The organism is Stenotrophomonas sp. PD6, from assembly GCF_049199305.1.
Lineage (GTDB): Bacteria > Pseudomonadota > Gammaproteobacteria > Xanthomonadales > Xanthomonadaceae > Stenotrophomonas.
Genome location: NZ_JBLZQD010000003.1, coordinates 302,656 through 320,163, shown reverse-complemented (window position 1 = coordinate 320,163; position 17,508 = coordinate 302,656). Strand labels below are relative to the sequence as shown.

The following is a 17,508-nucleotide window of genomic DNA, read 5'->3' as shown; positions in this document are numbered from 1 at the left end:
GTGGTTACCGGGTCAGTGCAGCAGGATCAGGGTGGCAAGGCCGAGGAAGCTGAAGAAGCCGATGACATCGGTGACCGCCGTGACCACCACCGTGCCGGCCACGGCGGGGTCGATGTTCATGCGCTTGAGCATCAGCGGCAGCAGCACGCCGGCCAACGCGGCCGCGCAGAAGTTGATGATCAGGGCCAGGGCGATGACCAGCGAAAGCAGGTAACTTCGGAACCAGATGAAGGCGATGATGCCCACCACCGTGCCGATCATCGTTCCGTTGATCAACGCCACCCGCGATTCCTTCCACAGCAGGATGCGCGCGTTGCTCTGGCCCACCTGGCCCAGCGCGATACCGCGCACCATCAGGGTCAGCACCTGCACGGCGGCGTTGCCGCCTACGCCTGCCACGATGGGCATCAGCACCGCCAGGGCGACCACCTTCTGCAGGGTCAGTTCGAACTGGCCGATCACGGTGGCGGCCAGGAACGCGGTGCACAGGTTGATGCCCAGCCACACCACGCGACCGCGCACGGCGCGCTTGATCGGCGAAAACAGATCTTCTTCCTCGTCCAGACCGGCGGCGCCCAGCGCCTGGTGCTCGGCCTGCGAACGGATGATGTCGACCACGTCATCGATGGTGATGCGGCCGAGCAGGATGTTGTTGTCGTCCACCACGGGCGCGGAGACCCAGTCATGGTCGGAGAACTGCCGGGCCACTTCGTCGGCGTTCTCGCCCACGTCGATGGCCGGTTGCTCATCATCGATCAGCCGGTTGATCGGGGTGTTGTCTTCGTGCGTCACCAGCGACGCCAGCGACAGCCGGCCCAGGTACTGGTGGCGGCGGCTGACCACGAACAGGTGGTCGGTGTGGTCGGGCAGTTCGCCGCGCAGGCGCAGGTAGCGCAGCACCACGTCGACGTTGACGTCGGCGCGCACGGTCACCACGTCCGGGTTCATCAGGCGGCCGGCGGTGTCTTCCGGGTAGGACAACACCTGCTCGAGCCGTTCGCGGTTCTCGCGGTCCATCGACTTGAGCACTTCGTCGATGACCGTGTCCGGCAGGTCTTCGACCAGGTCGGCAAGGTCATCGATGTCCAGGTCTTCGACCGCGGCGATGATTTCGTCCGGGTCCATGTCGGCCAGCAGGCTTTCGCGCACTTCCTCGCCGACGTGGACCAGCACCTCACCGTCGTCTTCCGGGTCGACCAGCCCCCACACCACTTCGCGCTTGCCCGGCGGCAGCGATTCGAGCAGGTTGCCGATCTCGGCCGGCGCCAGCGTGTTGACCAGCCGGCGCACGGGACCCAGCCGTCCGCTGTCCAGTGCATCGGACAACAGTCGCAACTGGCGCGCCGTCTTGTCGTGGCGTACGGCTTCGGCCATGCACAGCTCCCGCGGCAAAAAGAAAAAAGGCCGCTATCCCGGACAGGATGCGGCAGAGGGGGTGGTCACCGCGTCATTATCGCTTGGATGGATGACAAGCAGGTAGGTCGTATGACCTATCGCTTCGGGGGCGATTTCAAGGGTATGACCGGGAGAGCCTCGAAGCAGTGCAGCGCGCTGGCAAGAAAAGCTGTGCCCCCGGGAACATATGCATCGGTTTTCACGAGCCGACCACTCACCCGGACCCGCAAGGGGGGGCGATTACGGTATGCCTGCATGCCGAACGCAGCGGTGAGGAAGGCCTCCACCGCGGGATCCTTCTGAAGTCCGTCCGTGAAGTCCATCCAGATACCCGAGCCAAAGCCCGCCTTGCATTCATGGAGCGACAGGCCGTGTCGTGTGCCCGCGTAGCAGCCCGCGACTACCACCTGCTTCCCCAAGGGCGCATTCTTGATGAGCGCGGCGACGGGCATATCAGAGGGTTCATCTGGACAGGTGGCGCCAAACGCCGGGGCCCCGGCGAGAACAAGTAGCGACGTCGCTACCGACGCAATCAGGGGGTGCATTTGCCGATCTCGCAGGTGGTGTTCACGCTTTTGCGCGCTTCATCGTTGATAGTCGTGTTATCGCGCCCTGTCTCAACTTCCCAGAGACCCCAAGGCGAGCGGACACCCAGCGATTGGTGATAGGCGGCTTCGCCTGAGATTGCACTGGGCTGCTGGACCCTAGCTATGATTATCGATCCAGCGCTCGATGCCGCGCCGGTCGCGTGCGGCCAGCAGCTTCGGCGCGGCCGACTGCAGTGCGGACAGGTCGCTGTCGCGCACCGCGCGGCGCACTTCCAGCAGCGTGCCCGGGTGGAGGCTGAACTCGGTCAGGCCGAGCGCCAACAGCAGGCGGGTCATGCGCGGGTCGCCGGCGATTTCACCGCACACCGCCACTGGTACGTTGTACTCGCGGCCGGTGCGCAGGATGTGTGCCAGCAGGCGCAGCACCGCCGGGTGCAGCGGCGAATACAGCTCGCCCACCGCCTCGTTGTTGCGGTCGGCGGCGAGCAGGTACTGGACCAGGTCGTTGGTGCCGATCGACAGGAAGTCGACCAGGTCGATGAAGCTCTCCAGCGCGATCGCCGCGGCCGGCACTTCGATCATCGCCCCGAACGGGATGTTCTCGGCGACCTCGTGGCCCTCGGCGCGCAGCAATTCGGCCTGTTTGTTCAAGCGCCGGCGCACGGCCAGGAGCTCTTCGCGGGTGCTCACCATCGGCAGCAGGATGCGCAGCTTGCCGTACGCCGAGGCGCGCAGGATCGCGCGCAGCTGGGTGTCGGCCACCTTCGGGCGCGCCAGCGACAGGCGCACGCCACGCAGGCCCAGCGCCGGATTTTCTTCGTTGCTCAGGGTGAGCCCGGTGCGGTCGGCCTTGTCCGCGCCCAGGTCGAGGGTGCGGATGGTCACCGGCCGTCCGCTCATGCCGAGCGCAGCGTCGCGGTAGGTTTCGAACTGTTCCTGCTCGTCGGGCAGTTCGTCGCGCTGCAGGAACAGGAACTCGGTGCGGTACAGGCCCAGCCCGTGCGCGCCCAGTGCATGCGCCTCGGTGACGTCCTCGCGCGATTCGGCGTTGGCCAGCAGCGCGATGTCGACGTTGTCGCGGGTGCGGCTGGGCTTGCTGCGCAGCCGGCCCAGCTCGCGCTGCTCACGGGCCTGGTCGCGCAGCCGCGCGCGGTAATCGCGCAGGTCCGGCGGCAGCGGGTTGACGGTGATCTGGCCGGTGCTGCCGTCGATGCCCAGTACGTCGCCGTCGGCGATCTTCTGCAGCAGGTTGGGAACGTTGACGATCAGCGGCAGGTGCAGGCTGCGCGCCAGGATCGCGCTGTGCGACAGCGCGCTGCCGGCAGCGGTGACGATGCCGACCACGCCATGGGCCTGCAGCTGGGCCAGTTCGGACGGCGCGATGTTGTCGCAGACCAGGATTTCCCCGGCCAGCCCCTTCACGTCCGGCGGGCGCTTCTGCAGGAAGGCGTGGATGCGCCCGATCACATGGTCCAGGTCGTCCATGCGGCTCTTCAGGTAGGCATCGTCCATGCCATCGAAGACCTTGGCCAGGCGGTCGCGCTGCAGGCGCAGCGCGTAGCCGGCGCTGTAGGGGCCGCTGCGGATCAGCTCATCCAGGCCGAACAGCAGTTCCGGGTCGTCCAGCAGCAGCGCATGCAGGTCGAGGAATTCGCCCACTTCCTGGTTCAGCGCGCCGTGCAGGCGCAGGCGCAGGTCGTGCATTTCCGCGCGGGCCGCGTCCACGGCCTCGTGCAGCCGTTGCAGCTCGGCCTCGATCTTGGCCGGGGGAATCCGTTGTTCGGCCACGTCCAGGGCATGCGGCAGGCGCACCCGGGCGCGGCCGAGGGCGTTGCCACGCGAGGCGCCGTGGCCGGACAGCAGCAGGGCACCCGACGCGGTTCGTGCCGGTGCGCTGCTGCCCGATCGAGGCGCCCCCGGCATGCTCAGCTGTCCTCGTCGAAGCGTCGCTCGAACAGGGCCACCACGGCGTCCATGGCGGCGGCTTCGTCTTCGCCATTCAGGCGCACCGTAACCGCAGTGCCCTGGCCGGCGGCCAGCAGCATCACGCCCATGATGCTCTTGGCGTTGACCTCGCGGCCACGCGCGATCAAGGTCACGTCGCTCTTGTAGGCGGACAGCAGCTGCACCAGCTTTGCAGTGGCGCGGGCATGCAGGCCCAGGCGGTTGGATACGGTGAGTTCACGTTCAAGCATCGTCGACAATCGCTCCATTGCGAGTGCCCGCCGCCGCAGTGGCGGGCAGTTGATCCAGTCCCTGTTCCGGATAATTCATCACTCGCAACAACATCGGCAGGCTCAGCGCCGAGACCCGGCGTGCCGGGGTGCCCAGGCGGGCCAGCTGCGCTGCCAGATTGCTCGGGCTGGCGCCATACAGATCGGTCAGGATCAGCACGCCCTCACCGCTGTCGACCCGCCGCAGGGCGGCGGAGGCGAGCGGAAGCAGGGCATCCATGTCTGCGTCGAACGGTACTTCGAAAGCTTCGGTCTTCAGCGGCAGGTGCCGCAGCAGCCGGGTCGCCACGTCCAGCAGGGACGTGCCGACGCCGGGATGAGTTACTAGGAGAATGCCACAGGTCATTGCCGAACGTTAACATCCCAACATGAATTGGGGATACACCACGGTAGCAACGCACCGTTGGTCCGTTGACCGCATCCGCTGGCCTAATCCAGTTCGCGGTGGAACGTGGCCACTTCCGGCCAGCCCTGGTCGCGCGCGTGCCGGGCCAGACGCTCGGCCAGGTATACCGAGCGGTGCTTGCCGCCGGTGCAGCCGAAGGCCACGGTGACGTAGCTGCGGGTGTCGTTGCCGAGCCGTGGCAGCCAGGTGTCCAGGAAGTCGACCAGCTGGGCAACATAGCGCTGCACGTCCGGCTGGGCATCCAGATACTCGCGCACGCCGGCCTCGCGACCCGACATCGGCCGCAGTTCCGGGTCCCAGTGCGGGTTGGGCAGCACGCGCGCGTCGAACACGAAGTCGGCCTCGGCCGGCACGCCGCGCTTGTACGCGAACGATTCGAACAGCAGCGACAGCTTGTTGCCGTGGCTGAGCGCGAACTCGGTCACCACCTTGCGGCGCAGCTGGTGCACGTTGAGCGTGGTGGTGTCGATCACCGCATCGGCGGCACGGCGCAGCGGGGCGGTCAGCTCGCGCTCGCGGGCGATCGCCTCGGGCAGCGACAGCCCCAGCTGGCTCAGCGGGTGGCGGCGGCGGGTGTCGGCGTAGCGCTTGAGCAGGGCTTCGTCGGTGGCATCGAAGAACAGCAGCTGCGCGTCCAGTCCGGCTGCCTTGGCATCCTCGCGCCAGTGTGAGAGCTGGCTGAGGTCGCTCTGGCCGCGTACGTCGATGCCCACGGCCAGGCGGCGCGGGGCGTCGGCATCGTGGCCGGCCAGCAGGCTGCGCACGAAGTCCGGCAGCAGGTTGATCGGCAGGTTGTCCGAACAGTAGTAGTCCAGGTCCTCGAAGGTCTTCAGGGCGACTGTCTTGCCGGAGCCGGACAGGCCGCTGACGATGATCAGGGTGGCGGCGGTCGGTGCGGGGGCAGGGGTGTTCATGGGGTACGGCGTTCCAGCAGGTTGCTGTGGCGGGCAATGAACATCGCCGCCGGGTCGATGCCCTTGGTGCGCAGGATGTGCAGCCGGGTGGCCGCCTCGGTCAGCACCGACAGGTTGCGGCCGGGCATGACCGGCAGGGTGATCAGCGGCACGTCGAGGTCCAGCACGTGGCGGGTGCCGGAGTCGCCGGTGAGGCGTTCGTAGCCGTGTGGGGTGGGTTCGGTCATGGGCTTGGTCAGGTGCACGATGAGCCGAAGGTACTTGTTCTTCTTTACCGCCGTGTCACCAAACATCTCGCGCACGTTGAGCACGCCCAGCCCGCGCACTTCCAGCAGGTCCTGCAGCAGTTCCGGGCAGGTGCCGTCGAGCACGTCCGGGGCGATCTGGGTGAATTCGGGGGCGTCGTCGGCCACCAGGCGATGGCCACGGCTGAGCAGTTCCAGTGCCAGCTCACTCTTGCCCGACCCGGCCTCGCCGGTGATCAGCACGCCGATGGAGTAGATCTCCATGAACACACCATGCAGGATCACCCGCGGCGCGAGCGTGCGGGCCAGGTGGTAGGACAGGTGGTTGAGCAGTTCGTGGCCGCGCTTGGGCGAGATCCACAGCGGCGTCTGCGATTCGTCCGCCGCGGCGCGCAGGTCTTCCGGGCAGGGCTGGTTGCGGGTGATCACCAGCGCCAGCGGGTGCGACAGCATGATCCGTTCGATGGTTTCCCAGCGCTGGCGCGAATCCAGCGAGTCCAGCCAGGACAGCTCCTCGGTGCCCAGGATCTGCACCTTGTTCGGGTAGATCGCATTCAGGTACCCGGCCAGCGACGGGCGCCGCGACACGGTGTTGCCGGCTTCCAGCTCGCGGCGCTCGCCCTTCTGGCCGGCGACCCAGCGCAGGCCGAGCCGGTCGCGTTGCTGTTCGAACAGTTCACGCGCGGTGATGCTGGTATTCATGCGGCGCTCGCCGGCGGGGGGAATTCGATCACCTGGCGCAGTGCCGCGCCGTCGCGCGCTTCGCGCAGCGCCTGGCGGATGGCCGGCTCGGAAAACAGCTCGGCCAGCTCGGACAGCAGCATCAGGTGTTGATGGGTGTAGTGGCTGGGCACGGCGATGGCGAACACCAGGTCCACCGGTTCGTCGCCGCCGAAGTCCACCGGCGTCTCCAGCCGCAGCAGGGCGCCGCGGGGGCGTTCGAGCAGCGGGGCGCGGCCGTGGGGGATGGCGATGCCGTGGCCGATGGCGGTACTGCCCAGGGTCTCGCGCTCGCACAGGTTCTGGTAGAGCAGTTCGGCATTGGCTTCGCGGCAGGCCAGCAGCCGGGCGGCCGCCTTGAGCACACTGTCGCGATCGGCGGCCGGCAGCACCTGGGTGCGCACGGCCGCCAGTAGATCAGTCAAAGGCATGGAAAGGGGGGAGCGGGGGCGTCAGGCGCCATTGTCACCCAAGGGAGCCGGAACCGGGGCGTGCAGGTGCTTTTTCTCCTTGTGCTTGATCACCAGCTGGTCGAGCTTGTCAGCCAGGATGTCGATGGCGGCATACATGGTCTGGCCGTCGGCCTTGGCATGGAGCGCTTTTCCGGCGAGGGTCACGTCGGCGTCCACGTGATGCTGGGTCTTGTCCAGCTTGAGCGTCACCCGGATCTGGCAGTGCTGGTCGAAATGCTTGCCGACCTTGCCGACCTTCTCCTGCACATAGTTCTGCAGGGCCGGGGTGATTTCCACGTTGTTGCCATACGTCTGAATTTCCATCGGTGCTTCTCCTCTTCGGATGTGCCAATGAACCTTCCCGCCCGGCGCGGTGGAGCGTCAGGCGATGCGTACTCGTTCGTGCGAGGCGGAAATGTTCATGGCCTCACGATACTTCGCCACGGTGCGTCGCGCCACCGGTATTCCCGAGGTCTTGAGCAGGTCAGCCAGCTTGGCGTCAGAAAGCGGCTTGCGCGGGTTCTCGTCGTCGATCAGGCGCCGGATCATGGCCTGGATGGCGGTGCTGGAGGCCTCGCCGCCGCTGTCGGTATCGATCCCCGAGGCGAAGAAGGCGCGCAGCGCCAGCGTGCCACGCGGGGTGCGCACGTACTTGCGGGCAATGGCCCGGGAAATGGTCGATTCGTGCAGGCCCAGCTCGCCCGCCACCTCGCGCAGGGTGAGCGGGCGCAGGGCCTGCTCGCCGAACTCCAGGAAGGCGGCCTGCTGCTGCAGCAGGCAGCGCATGACCCGCAGCAGGGTCTCGCCGCGTGCCTCCAGGCCCTTGAGCAGCCAGCGGGCCTCCTGCAGGTGCGCACGCAGGTAGCCGGCGTCGCTTTCGCCACAGCGGCGGATCATCTGCTCGTAGCCGCGGTGAATCACGACCCGGGGGCCGGCATGCCCGGCGAGGGCGGCGCGCCAGGTGCCGTTCTGGCGCCAGACCACGCAATCGGGCACCACATAGCTGTCGTGGGCCAGTTCGCCGATCTGGGAGCCCGGGCGCGGGTCCAGCGTGCGCAGCAGCTGCACGGCTGTTTCCACGTCGGCCACCGGCTCGCGCAGCTCATGGGCCAGGCCGTTCACGCCGCTGCGTGGCAGGCGCTCCAGCGGGCCGTCGGCGATGCGACGGGCCAATGCCAGGCCCGGGGTCTCCGGGTCCAGTACGTCCAGCTGCAGCTGCAGGCATTCGCCCAGGCTGCGCGCGCCCACGCCGATTGGGTCGAAGCGCTGGATCTGGTGGAGCACGGTGAGGATGTCGGCTTCATCGGCATGAATGGCCGGAAGCAGGGTCTCGGCGATGGCCGACAGCGGTTCCCGCAGGTAGCCATCGTCTTCGAACGCGTCGATCAGGGCCGCGCCGATGTTGCGGTCGCGGGTGGACAGGTGCGAGAGGTGCAACTGCCACAGCAGGTGGTCGGCCAGGCTCTCGGTCTCGGCCACGCGCTCGGCGGCCGTGCCGTTGTCGTCATCATCGAACGAGCCGCCGCTGCTGCCGCTGCTCCAGTCGCCTTCGCCGGGTGCCCAGTCATCGGCACCGGTTGGCGGGGCATCGCTGTCGCCGCCGTTGTCGCGTTCGGCCACTTCTGGCGGACGCTCATCGGCGCCCGGCGCGGCATCCAGGGTGGGTTCGGCGTTCTCGGCCCAGTCCAGCAGTGGATTGGTTTCCACGGCTTCGGCGATTTCCAGCTCCAGCTCGGCGCTGGACATCTGCAACAGCTTGATGGCCTGACGCAGCTGCGGCGTCATGACCAGTTGTTGTCCCAGCGATGTCTGCAGCCGTGCTTTCATGCCTGTGCCGAACGGAGGGAAGGCGCTGCAGCGGCCGGCGGTCAGAGCTTGAAGGTCTCTCCAAGGTACACGCGGCGGACGTCTGCGTTTTCCAGGATTGCGTCTGGTGCCCCCTGCGCCAGCACGCTGCCTTCGTTGAGGATATACGCGCGGTCGCAGATTCCCAAGGTTTCGCGCACATTGTGGTCGGTGATCAGCACGCCGATGCCACGCTGCTTGAGGTGGGTGACGATGCGCTGGATCTCGCCGACCGAGATCGGGTCGACGCCGGCGAAGGGTTCATCGAGCAGGATCAGGCGCGGCTTGGCGGCCAGCGCACGGGCGATTTCGCAGCGGCGGCGCTCGCCGCCGGACAGGCTGGCGCCCATCTGGCCCGCCACATGATTGAGCTGCAATTCGTCCAGCAGCGAATTCAGCTCCTTCTCGCGGCCGGCCTTGTCCAGGTCGTCGCGCAGCTCCAGCACCAGGCTGATGTTGTCGGCCACGGTCAGCTTGCGGAATACCGACGGTTCCTGCGGCAGGTAGCCCACGCCCTGCTTGGCGCGGGTGTACATCGGGTCGGCGGTGATGTCCTTGCCGTCCAGCACGATGCTGCCGGCGTCGGCATCGACCAGGCCCACGATCATATAGAAGCAGGTGGTCTTGCCGGCGCCGTTGGGGCCCAGCAGGCCCACCACTTCACCGGCGTCCAGGGTCAGGCCGAATTCCTTGACCACTTCGCGCTGCTTGTAGCGCTTGCGCAGACCTTTGGCGACGAGCATTACTTCTTGCTCCCGGCGGTGGGGACGGTGGTCTTGGTGGCCGGCGCGGCGGCCGCCGGGGCGGCACCCTTGTTCTTGGGCGGAATGACGGTGCGCACGCGCTGGCCATCGCCGCCGCTGTTCATCTGGCCGGTGGCGGTGTTGTAGGTCATGGTGCCGCCCGAGTTGGTGCCCTGGGCGCTCTTCACCGTGTAATTGCCGGTGAGCACGATGATTTCCTTCTTGATGTCGTAGTCGATCTTGTCGGCCTGGGCTTCCATCCAGGTGCCGTCGTCGAGCTGCTGCTTCATCTTGGCCTGCTTGCCGGTGAATACGGCACGCACGGCTTCGCCACCCTTCATGTGGATATCGGCCTGGGCCGAACGCAGGTCGAGCGTGCCCTGGGTGATGACCACGCCGCCGGACAGCGTGGTGACGCCGTCACCGACCAGCGAACCGGCCTGCGCGCCTGCGTCGATGGTCATTTCCTGATTGCGGTCGGAGGTCTTCGCCTGCACGGCGACGGCGGGAGCCATCAGGCTCAGGGCGAGTGCGGCGGCGTAGAGGATCTTCATGACGTGGGGCTTTCCTGCCAGCGGGGGAACGGCCAGTGCCGTCGTTGGAATAGGGGGGGCGGATCATTGACGGGGGGTGTAGCGGCTCTTGACCTGACTCAGGAACTGGTACGTCTTGTCGCTGGAATTCAGCGCGAAGCCGACCCCCGACTGCACCATGCCCGGTCGGGTCATCGTCACCAACACGTCGGAGGTGGCCCGGTTTTCCTTCGGGAACACATCCAGCTGCTCGGTACGGAAGGTGGTGGGCGGAATGCTCGGCACGCGCGGGCTGTCGCCGTTGACGTTGCCGGTCAGCCGCAGCTTGTCGCCGCTGGCGCTCACCCAGCCCGTGTCACTGCGCAGCTCCCAGTGGTTGCCGTCGCGGTCGGGCAGCAGGAACAGCGGGGTCTGGATGGTCATGGTCTCGTCGCTGCGGGTGCGTTCCAGCAGCGGGGCGCGCAGGGTGGTCGATTCGCGGCCCTGCTCGTCCAGCGCGATGATCTGGAAATCGTGCAGCACGTAGTCCTTGCTGGCATCGTCGCCCACGGCGACAGGCGCCTTGTGGCGATCGCGCAGCAGTGCCCAGCCGCTGAGCAATGCGGCCACCAGCAGCAGCCCACCCAGTGCGCTGCGCCAGCTCATGCGCCAAACCTCGCCAGCACCGCGTCCACGTGGCCCTGCGCGGCCAGCAGCACGTCGCACAGTTCACGCGCGGCGCCGCGGCCACCATCGGCGCGGGTCTGCCAGTGCACGCGCTCGGCGATCCACGGGTGCGCGTTGGCCGGCGCCACCGCCAGCCCGACCGCGCACAGCGGCGCCAGGTCGGGCAGGTCGTCGCCCATGAACGCCACCTGGTCCAGGCCGATCCCGTGCTGCTCACACAGGGCGCGCACGCTGGCGAGCTTGTCGCCGACCGCGATCTGGGTGTCGATGCCCAGGTCCGCGCCCCGCTTCTGTGCCGACAGGCTGTTGCGCGCGGTGATCAGCACCGGGTGGATGCCATGCTGTTGCAGCAGTTTCAGGCCGAGTCCGTCCTGCACGTAATACGCCTTGCTCTCGTTGCCGTCCCGGTCGTAGTAGAGCCGACCATCGGTGAGCGTGCCGTCCACGTCGAAGCAGGCCAGCCGGATGCGGCCGGCGACGGCATGCAGGTGGGACGGGAAACCGGGCAGCGGGGAGTAGGGCATCAGGAGCGGTAGTCGGCTGAATGGAGGAGGGTCACTGTGGTTTAAACCACCCGGGCCCGCAACAGGTCATGAATGTTGAGGGCGCCGACCGCGCGGCCCTCGCCATCGACCACGATCAGGCCGTTGATTTTCTGGGTTTCCATCACCCGCGCGGCCTCCACGGCCAGCTGGTCGGCACCGATGGTGCGCGGCTGGCGGGTCATCACATCGACGATCCGCGCGCTGCGCACGTCCAGGTCGCTGTCCAGCGCGCGGCGCAGGTCGCCGTCGGTGAACAGGCCGACCAGGCGCTGCCCGGCGTCCACCACGGCGGTCATGCCCAGGCGCTTGCGGCTCATTTCCACCAGCGCCTCGCTGAGGCTGGCGTCTTCGCCCACCTGGGGCAGCTCGTCGCCGCTGTGCATCACATCGGTGATGTGCAGCAGCAGGCGGCGGCCGAGGCTGCCGGCCGGGTGCGAGCGGGCAAAGTCGTCGGCGGTGAAGCCGCGTGCGTCCAGCAGGGCCACGGCCAGCGCGTCGCCCATCGCCAGCGAGGCGGTGGTGCTGGAGGTGGGGGCCAGGGCCAGCGGGCAGGCCTCGGCCGGCACGCTCACGTCCAGGTGCACGTCGGCGGCCTGGGCCAGGGTGGAGCCTGGGCGGCCGGTCATGGCGATCAGCCGGTTGCCCTGGCGCTTGAACACCGGCAGCAGCATCAGCACCTCGTCCGATTCACCGGAGTAGGACAGCGCCAGCACCACGTCGGCCTCGGTGATCATGCCCAGGTCGCCGTGCCCGGCCTCGCCGGGGTGCACGAAGAACGCCGGGGTACCGGTAGAGGCCAGCGTGGCGGCGATCTTGCGCGCCACATGGCCGGACTTGCCCATGCCGGTGGCCACCACCCGGCCCTGGCTTTCCAGCACCAGCTGGCAGGCCCGGCTGAAGTCGGCGCCCAGGCGTTCGGCGACCGCCGCCAGCGCGTCGCGCTCGATCTCGAACACGCGGCGGCCACTGGCGACCAGCGCTGCGGGGTCGGCGGGTTGGGGGGGCAGGGGCGATACAGCCATGCGGGCGCCACGCGGAAGAGTAGAATGAGCGCTCATTTTATTAGGAAAGCCCGTTGGACGCCGAGACCATCCGCAATCTGATCGAAACCGGCCTGCCGGGCGCCCGCGCGGACGTGCAGGGCGATGACGGCGTGCATTTCGAGGCCACCGTGGTCTGTGACGCCTTTGCCGGCAAGCTGCCGCTGGCGCGCCACCGCATGGTGTATGCCACGCTGGGCGAGCTGATGGGCGGGGCGATTCATGCGCTGGCCCTGAAGACCGTTACCGCCGCCGAAGCCAATCGGTAAGCCGACCAACGGTCGGCTTCTACCTGACACCTTTTTCTCCTTATATCCCGGACTCCATGGCCAAGATCGTAGTGACCGGCGGCAAGCCGCTGCACGGTGAAGTGAACATTTCCGGCGCCAAGAACGCCGTCCTCCCCATCCTGTGTGCGACCCTGCTGGCCGATGCGCCGGTGGAAATCACCAATGTGCCGCACCTGCACGACGTGGTGACCACGGTGAAGCTGCTCAGCGAGCTGGGCGCCAAGGTCACCATCGACCAGGGCACCCTGTCGCGCGGCAGCGCGATCGTGGTCGATCCGCGCCCGGTCAACCAGCACGTGGCCCCGTATGAGCTGGTGCGCACGATGCGCGCCTCGATCCTGGTGCTGGGCCCGCTGCTGGCCCGCTTCGGCGCGGCGGAAGTGTCGCTGCCCGGCGGCTGCGCGATCGGCTCGCGCCCGGTTGACCAGCACATCAAGGGCCTGCAGGCCCTCGGTGCGGAGATCGTGGTGGAGAACGGCTTCATCAAGGCCCACGCCAAGCGCCTGAAGGGCGCGCACTTCACCTTCGACATGGTCAGCGTGACCGGCACCGAGAACGTGCTGATGGCCGCCGTGCTGGCCGAAGGCACCACCGTGCTGGACAACGCGGCGATGGAGCCGGAAGTCACCGACCTGGCGCACTGCCTGATCGCACTGGGCGCGAAGATCGAAGGCCTGGGCACCGCCCGCCTGGTGATCGAGGGCGTCGAACGCCTGTCCGGTGGCCGCCATGAAGTGCTGCCCGACCGCATCGAAACCGGCACCTTCCTGGTGGCCGCGGCGATGACCGGTGGCAAGGTCACGGTCAACCGCGCGCGCCCGAACACCATGGACGCGGTGCTGTCCAAGCTGGTCGAGGCCGGCGCGAAGATCGAGACCACCGAGGACAGCATCACCCTGGACATGCAGGGCAAGCGCCCGCGTGCGGTCAACCTGACCACCGCGCCGTACCCGGCGTTCCCCACCGACATGCAGGCGCAGTTCATGGCGCTCAACTGCGTGGCCGATGGCGTGGGCGTGATCAATGAAACGATCTTTGAAAACCGCTTCATGCACGTCAACGAACTGCTGCGCCTCGGCGCGGACATCCAGGTGGAAGGCCACACGGCGATCGTGCGTGGCGCCGAACAGCTCAGCGGTGCCCCGGTGATGGCGACCGACCTGCGTGCATCGGCGTCGCTGATCCTGGCCGGGCTGATGGCCGATGGCGATACCACCATCGACCGCATCTATCACCTCGACCGCGGTTACGAGAACATCGAAGAGAAGCTGTCGTCGCTGGGCGCCACCATCCGGCGCGTCGCGGCATGATCCTGCGCGGGCAGTTCACCCGCCGCCGCAAGGCGCTGCTGATCCTGGTGCTGGTGGTGCTGGGCTGGCTGGGCTACGCCTGGTATGCCGGCATCGCCATCACCCAGGGCCTGGAGCAGCAGGACATGGACTGGAATGGCGACGGCACGGTCAGCCGCACCGAGGTGCTGGAGTCGTTCTACGCCGTGGGCGTGACCAAGACCGAGGAAGGCAACCGCCATTGCAGCGCGTTCTACTGGCGCAAGACCGGCGAGCAGATCCGCGTGGACTGCAAGACGGTGTTCCAGGCGGAAACGCCCGCGAAATAAAAAAGCGCCCGCAGATGCGGGCGTTTTTTTGCGTACCGACCGTTGGTCGGTATACGCGGATCAATTGAACGACTTGATCGTCAGGTCCAGTGCGTCCTTGCCGCCGTCGCGCTGCAGCAGCCGCGCCGGCACCGGGAACTCCTTCACCACCCAGGCGATGAGTTCCTTGTTGCCGTCCACCCGCGACACCTTGGTGGCGTCATACGACTTGCCGGCGACGGTGACCTTTTCCTGCCCCACCACCTTGTACGTCATCGACTTGACCCGGCCTTCGTCGACCATGCGATAGGTCAGCGGCTTGCCGGCGACCACGTCGCGGGCGATGGCAAGGTTGATCAACAGTGCGTCCATGTCACCGGCCTTCAGGGCAACGGGGCCCGCGCGGTCCGGCTTGATGTCGCCCTTCCAGGTCGCCTGCTTCTTGTCCCAGTCGTACGTGGCCTGCACGTTGCGCTTCTTCACCAGCAATATCGAGCGGTCCTCGCTGCTTAGCGGGCGCAGGCGGCCGTTCACTTCGTCGAACACCGTGTTCTGGCTCAGGTTGGCCAACTGATTCTGCACGTTCAGGCTGTAGCGCCAGGTGTTGTTGCCGGCGCTGGCCACGGTCATCACTCCATTGGCCTGCATGCCCATGTAGCTGGCCTGGTAGTCGGCCTTGAACGGCTGCACGGCCATCGCCGGCAGGCTGATGACGGCCAGGGCGCCAGCGGCGATCCAGGACAGCGGGCGGTTCAGAATGGTCATGCTCAAACTCCTTGGTATTCGATCAGGCGCAGGTCGATCCGATCTTCGCCGTCTTCACGTTGCAGGAGGCGCACCGGGGTAGGCACCCCGTTGGCGATCCAGAGGATGGTTTCGTCGTTGCCGCCGTTGGTCCGGTAGACCCGCAGCGCGTTGTAGGACAGCTCGCCGACCTGGACGTTCTCGGTGTCCGGCGCGGCCTGGTAGGTGTGCTGGCGTACCCGGCCGACGTCGACATAACGGTACTGCAACTGTGCACCCGGCCGCGCGTCGCGCATGATGGCCAGATTGATCAGCAGCGCGCTCAGGTCGCCCGGCTGCAGCGGAATGGGTTGCGTGCGCTCTTTCTTCAGGTCGCCCAGCCACTGTGCGGTGCCGGCCTTCCAGTCGTAGGTGCCGGTGACCTTCTTGCCCAGGAACAGGCCCTTGCGCACCGTGGCCTGGCTCAGCGGCACATAGGTGGTGCCCTGCTTCTCGAACACCGTGCTCTGTTCCAGGTTCAGGCCCAGCACGCTGGCGAAGCCGCGGCGCCCCACCACCTGCATGTCCACGCGCCACTGGTCACCACCGGTGTGGGTGACACGCATGGTCGCATCGCCGGCTTCCTTGCCCTTGTAGAAGGCCTGGTAGGTGGCGGTGAACGGCTCCAGCGGTGGCGCATCCCACACCGCCGGGGGCGGCAGCACGGGCAGTTCCGGCGGCGGCGGTTCCTGCGCGTGCGCCAGGGCAACGGTGCACAGCAGGGACGCAATCAGCAGCACAGGCTTGGACAGGGTCGTTTTCATGCGCGCGCAGCAACGGGGGAGGAGGGAGGATGCCAGCGTCCGGGTCAGCGGCGCGTGTGCGTCCGGCTATCGGTGCAGCTCTCCGGCGCAATCTAGGCGCAGCGGACTGAACAGGGGGTGGCCGTCGGCCTGCAGCTGTCCGTCGCGTTCAGCCACGCGACCGGCCACCAGCCACTGCAGGCTGGCGATCAGCAACGGGTGTTCCACCGCCAGCACCCGCTGGGCCAGCTGTTCGGCAGTGTCGCCGGGCAGTACCGGCACCCGGGCCTGCGCCAGCACCGTGCCGGCGTCCAGTTCGGGGACCACGAAGTGCACGCTGGCGCCGGCCTCGGCGTCGCCGGCCTCCAGCGCCCGGGCGTGGGTGTGCAGGCCCTTGTACAGCGGCAGCAGCGAGGGGTGGATGTTCACCAGCCGGCCGCTGAAGCGCTGCACGAAGGCCTCGCCCAGGATGCGCATGTAGCCGGCGCAGACCACCCAGTCCGGTGCGAACCCGGCCAGGGCATCGCCCAGCGCGGTGTCGAACGCGGTGCGGTCGGCGAAATCCCTGGGCGACCGCGCCCAGCGCCGGTCCGGCGCGACCTTGAGCAGCGCCGAGGCCTCGGGCTTGTCCGACAGCACCGCCACCACCTCGGCGTCGAGCGTGCCGGCGGCGATCGCATCGACGATGGCCTGCAGGTTGCTGCCACGGCCGGAGGCCAGCACCGCGATACGGCTGCGAGCGTTCACTTCGATGCTCCACGTTTCAACAGGGGCCAGGTGACAAGCGCGCCGACGGTGGCCAGCAGCATGTCCGCGTGGGCATCCCACATATCGCCCTGCTGTCCGTTGTACGACTCGGCCGCCTCGGGCGACAGCAGCAGCGCAATGCCCCACTCGAACCATTCATACACCAGGCTCGACGCCATGATGGTCAGCAGCGCCAGCGCGAACGCCTGGCCAACCCCCAGGCGCGGCCAGGCGTGTCGCGCCAGCTGCAGCAGGGCAGGCGTGAAGCAGGCGCCGTAGAGGAAATGGATGAGCCGGTCGAAATGATTGCGCTGCCAGCCAAAGGCGGCATTCGGCGACCAGTGCACCGCGGCCTGCAGCCAGGCGTCATACGGGACGTTGGAATACAGCCAGCGCGCGGCAATGCAGTGGATGGCGATGAAGCCGCAGATGGCGGCGAACGCGCCGCCGCCCAGCGGCCAGCGCCGGTCGACCCACCACAGCGCGGCCAGGCCGACCACCGTCAGCGAGCTGTGCAGCCCCTGTTCCACCGGCCACAGCGGGTGGATCCAGGTGGCGGCAAACACCACCAGCACGGTGGCAAAGCTGGCGTTCTTCGCAACCCCCACGCGGCCGGCGGTCATGCAATGACCGTGCTGTCCGGTGGCAGGAAGCTGGCCTGCACTTCCGGGCGCAGCAGGGCCCACAGCGCGTAGGCGCCCAGTGCGATGCCCAGGGCACCGGCCAGGCAGGCCAGGCCGGCGGCAACCATGCACAGGCGGTGCTGTTGGCGGGCGGCGAGCCGCCGCGCGGCAATGATGCTCAGCGTGCCCAGGGCGGCGTAGACCAGCGCGGCCAGGCCCAGCAGCACCAGCAGCAGCACCGGGGCGGTATCCGGGTTGGCGCTCTTGCTCTCACTGACATAGCCGGCCACGGCGGCCAGCAGCAACAGCGGGGCGATGAGCAGTTCTACTGCGCCCAGCACATAGAACAGGATCTTGAGCGAATGCAGGTGCGAAGCGACCTGGATCTGCGTCCAGCGGCCCGGCGTGGGCAGCGGTGGGGGCGTGGTGGACATGGAAG

General features: G+C 67.7%; 22 protein-coding genes. 3 read left to right on the top strand and 19 right to left on the bottom strand.

Annotated elements, in window-relative coordinates; all coding sequences use genetic code 11:
- Positions 1-12: 12 nt before the first annotated feature.
- From mgtE to ACOZHM_RS07170, 14 genes are all read right to left on the bottom strand, one after another.
- Entirely contained in the window at positions 13-1,374 is a 1,362-nt protein-coding gene (gene mgtE / locus ACOZHM_RS07235) for a magnesium transporter (protein ID WP_421568481.1), read from the bottom strand.
- A 725-nt stretch (positions 1,375-2,099) separates the two neighbouring features.
- Positions 2,100-3,866 carry a phosphoenolpyruvate--protein phosphotransferase gene (gene ptsP, locus ACOZHM_RS07230; RefSeq protein WP_421568479.1) on the bottom strand — a complete coding sequence of 589 codons (1,767 nt, stop codon included), beginning with the start codon at positions 3,864-3,866 and terminating at the stop codon, positions 2,100-2,102.
- Positions 3,867-3,868: 2 nt separating this feature from the next.
- Positions 3,869-4,138, bottom strand: a complete 270-nt coding sequence (locus ACOZHM_RS07225) for an HPr family phosphocarrier protein (RefSeq protein ID WP_421568478.1) — start codon at positions 4,136-4,138, stop codon at positions 3,869-3,871.
- Positions 4,131-4,523, bottom strand: coding sequence for a PTS sugar transporter subunit IIA (locus tag ACOZHM_RS07220; RefSeq protein WP_068849788.1), 393 nt, complete (start codon positions 4,521-4,523; stop codon positions 4,131-4,133). Before ACOZHM_RS07220 ends, ACOZHM_RS07225 begins: the two co-directional genes overlap by 8 nt.
- 83 nt (positions 4,524-4,606) lie before the next feature.
- Positions 4,607-5,497: an RNase adapter RapZ gene (gene rapZ, locus ACOZHM_RS07215; protein ID WP_421568476.1), complete on the bottom strand. Its 891-nt coding sequence runs from the start codon at positions 5,495-5,497 to the stop codon at positions 4,607-4,609.
- Complete coding sequence (hprK, locus tag ACOZHM_RS07210; RefSeq protein WP_421568475.1) at positions 5,494-6,444, bottom strand: HPr(Ser) kinase/phosphatase; 951 nt, start codon at positions 6,442-6,444, stop codon at positions 5,494-5,496. Before hprK ends, rapZ begins: the two co-directional genes overlap by 4 nt.
- A complete protein-coding gene (locus tag ACOZHM_RS07205) occupies positions 6,441-6,893 on the bottom strand; it encodes a PTS sugar transporter subunit IIA (RefSeq protein ID WP_421568473.1) in 453 nt (150 codons plus the stop codon). Before ACOZHM_RS07205 ends, hprK begins: the two co-directional genes overlap by 4 nt.
- A 21-nt stretch (positions 6,894-6,914) precedes the next feature.
- On the bottom strand, positions 6,915-7,238 hold the full coding sequence (hpf, locus tag ACOZHM_RS07200) for a ribosome hibernation-promoting factor, HPF/YfiA family (protein WP_421568472.1): 324 nt from the start codon (positions 7,236-7,238) through the stop codon (positions 6,915-6,917).
- Between the two features lie 57 nt (positions 7,239-7,295).
- Positions 7,296-8,699, bottom strand: coding sequence for an RNA polymerase factor sigma-54 (locus ACOZHM_RS07195; RefSeq protein ID WP_421568627.1), 1,404 nt, complete (start codon positions 8,697-8,699; stop codon positions 7,296-7,298).
- Between the two features lie 83 nt (positions 8,700-8,782).
- Positions 8,783-9,502, bottom strand: a complete 720-nt coding sequence (gene lptB / locus ACOZHM_RS07190) for an LPS export ABC transporter ATP-binding protein (RefSeq protein ID WP_421568470.1) — start codon at positions 9,500-9,502, stop codon at positions 8,783-8,785.
- A complete protein-coding gene (lptA, locus tag ACOZHM_RS07185; RefSeq protein WP_421568469.1) occupies positions 9,502-10,056 on the bottom strand; it encodes a lipopolysaccharide transport periplasmic protein LptA in 555 nt (184 codons plus the stop codon). The genes lptB and lptA overlap by 1 nt, the downstream gene beginning before the upstream one ends.
- 63 nt (positions 10,057-10,119) lie before the next feature.
- Positions 10,120-10,680 carry an LPS export ABC transporter periplasmic protein LptC gene (gene lptC, locus ACOZHM_RS07180; RefSeq protein ID WP_421568467.1) on the bottom strand — a complete coding sequence of 187 codons (561 nt, stop codon included), beginning with the start codon at positions 10,678-10,680 and terminating at the stop codon, positions 10,120-10,122.
- On the bottom strand, positions 10,677-11,225 hold the full coding sequence (locus tag ACOZHM_RS07175; protein WP_282246214.1) for a KdsC family phosphatase: 549 nt from the start codon (positions 11,223-11,225) through the stop codon (positions 10,677-10,679). Before ACOZHM_RS07175 ends, lptC begins: the two co-directional genes overlap by 4 nt.
- 41 nt (positions 11,226-11,266) lie before the next feature.
- Complete coding sequence (locus tag ACOZHM_RS07170) at positions 11,267-12,268, bottom strand: KpsF/GutQ family sugar-phosphate isomerase (protein ID WP_421568466.1); 1,002 nt, start codon at positions 12,266-12,268, stop codon at positions 11,267-11,269.
- Positions 12,269-12,321: 53 nt separating this feature from the next.
- On the opposite strand from ACOZHM_RS07170, the gene ACOZHM_RS07165 reads away from it, so the two are divergent.
- From ACOZHM_RS07165 to ACOZHM_RS07155, 3 genes are read left to right on the top strand one after another with little or no spacing between them, the layout of a single operon-like run.
- Positions 12,322-12,555: a BolA family protein gene (locus tag ACOZHM_RS07165; RefSeq protein WP_421568464.1), complete on the top strand. Its 234-nt coding sequence runs from the start codon at positions 12,322-12,324 to the stop codon at positions 12,553-12,555.
- A gap of 56 nt (positions 12,556-12,611) precedes the next feature.
- Entirely contained in the window at positions 12,612-13,886 is a 1,275-nt protein-coding gene (murA, locus tag ACOZHM_RS07160) for a UDP-N-acetylglucosamine 1-carboxyvinyltransferase (protein WP_421568463.1), read from the top strand.
- The gene (locus tag ACOZHM_RS07155; protein ID WP_421568462.1) at positions 13,883-14,194 is read left to right on the top strand and encodes an EF-hand domain-containing protein; all 312 of its coding nucleotides are present in this window, start codon (positions 13,883-13,885) and stop codon (positions 14,192-14,194) included. The genes murA and ACOZHM_RS07155 overlap by 4 nt, the downstream gene beginning before the upstream one ends.
- Before the next feature lie 60 nt (positions 14,195-14,254).
- Here the strand turns inward: ACOZHM_RS07155 and ACOZHM_RS07150 are convergent, their stop codons facing one another.
- The 5 genes from ACOZHM_RS07150 to ACOZHM_RS07130 all read right to left on the bottom strand — a co-directional run bounded on the left by ACOZHM_RS07150 (position 14,255) and on the right by ACOZHM_RS07130 (position 17,503).
- The gene (locus ACOZHM_RS07150) at positions 14,255-14,938 is read right to left on the bottom strand and encodes a DUF3108 domain-containing protein (RefSeq protein ID WP_421568460.1); all 684 of its coding nucleotides are present in this window, start codon (positions 14,936-14,938) and stop codon (positions 14,255-14,257) included.
- A gap of 2 nt (positions 14,939-14,940) precedes the next feature.
- Positions 14,941-15,720, bottom strand: coding sequence for a DUF3108 domain-containing protein (locus ACOZHM_RS07145; protein WP_421568459.1), 780 nt, complete (start codon positions 15,718-15,720; stop codon positions 14,941-14,943).
- Positions 15,721-15,786: 66 nt separating this feature from the next.
- Complete coding sequence (gene purN, locus ACOZHM_RS07140) at positions 15,787-16,446, bottom strand: phosphoribosylglycinamide formyltransferase (RefSeq protein WP_421568458.1); 660 nt, start codon at positions 16,444-16,446, stop codon at positions 15,787-15,789.
- Positions 16,443-17,069 (bottom strand): DUF2238 domain-containing protein, encoded by a 627-nt coding sequence (locus tag ACOZHM_RS07135; RefSeq protein ID WP_421568456.1) that lies wholly within the window; start codon positions 17,067-17,069, stop codon positions 16,443-16,445. Before ACOZHM_RS07135 ends, purN begins: the two co-directional genes overlap by 4 nt.
- The gene (locus tag ACOZHM_RS07130; RefSeq protein ID WP_421568455.1) at positions 17,066-17,503 is read right to left on the bottom strand and encodes a hypothetical protein; all 438 of its coding nucleotides are present in this window, start codon (positions 17,501-17,503) and stop codon (positions 17,066-17,068) included. The genes ACOZHM_RS07135 and ACOZHM_RS07130 overlap by 4 nt, the downstream gene beginning before the upstream one ends.
- Positions 17,504-17,508: the final 5 nt, after the last annotated feature.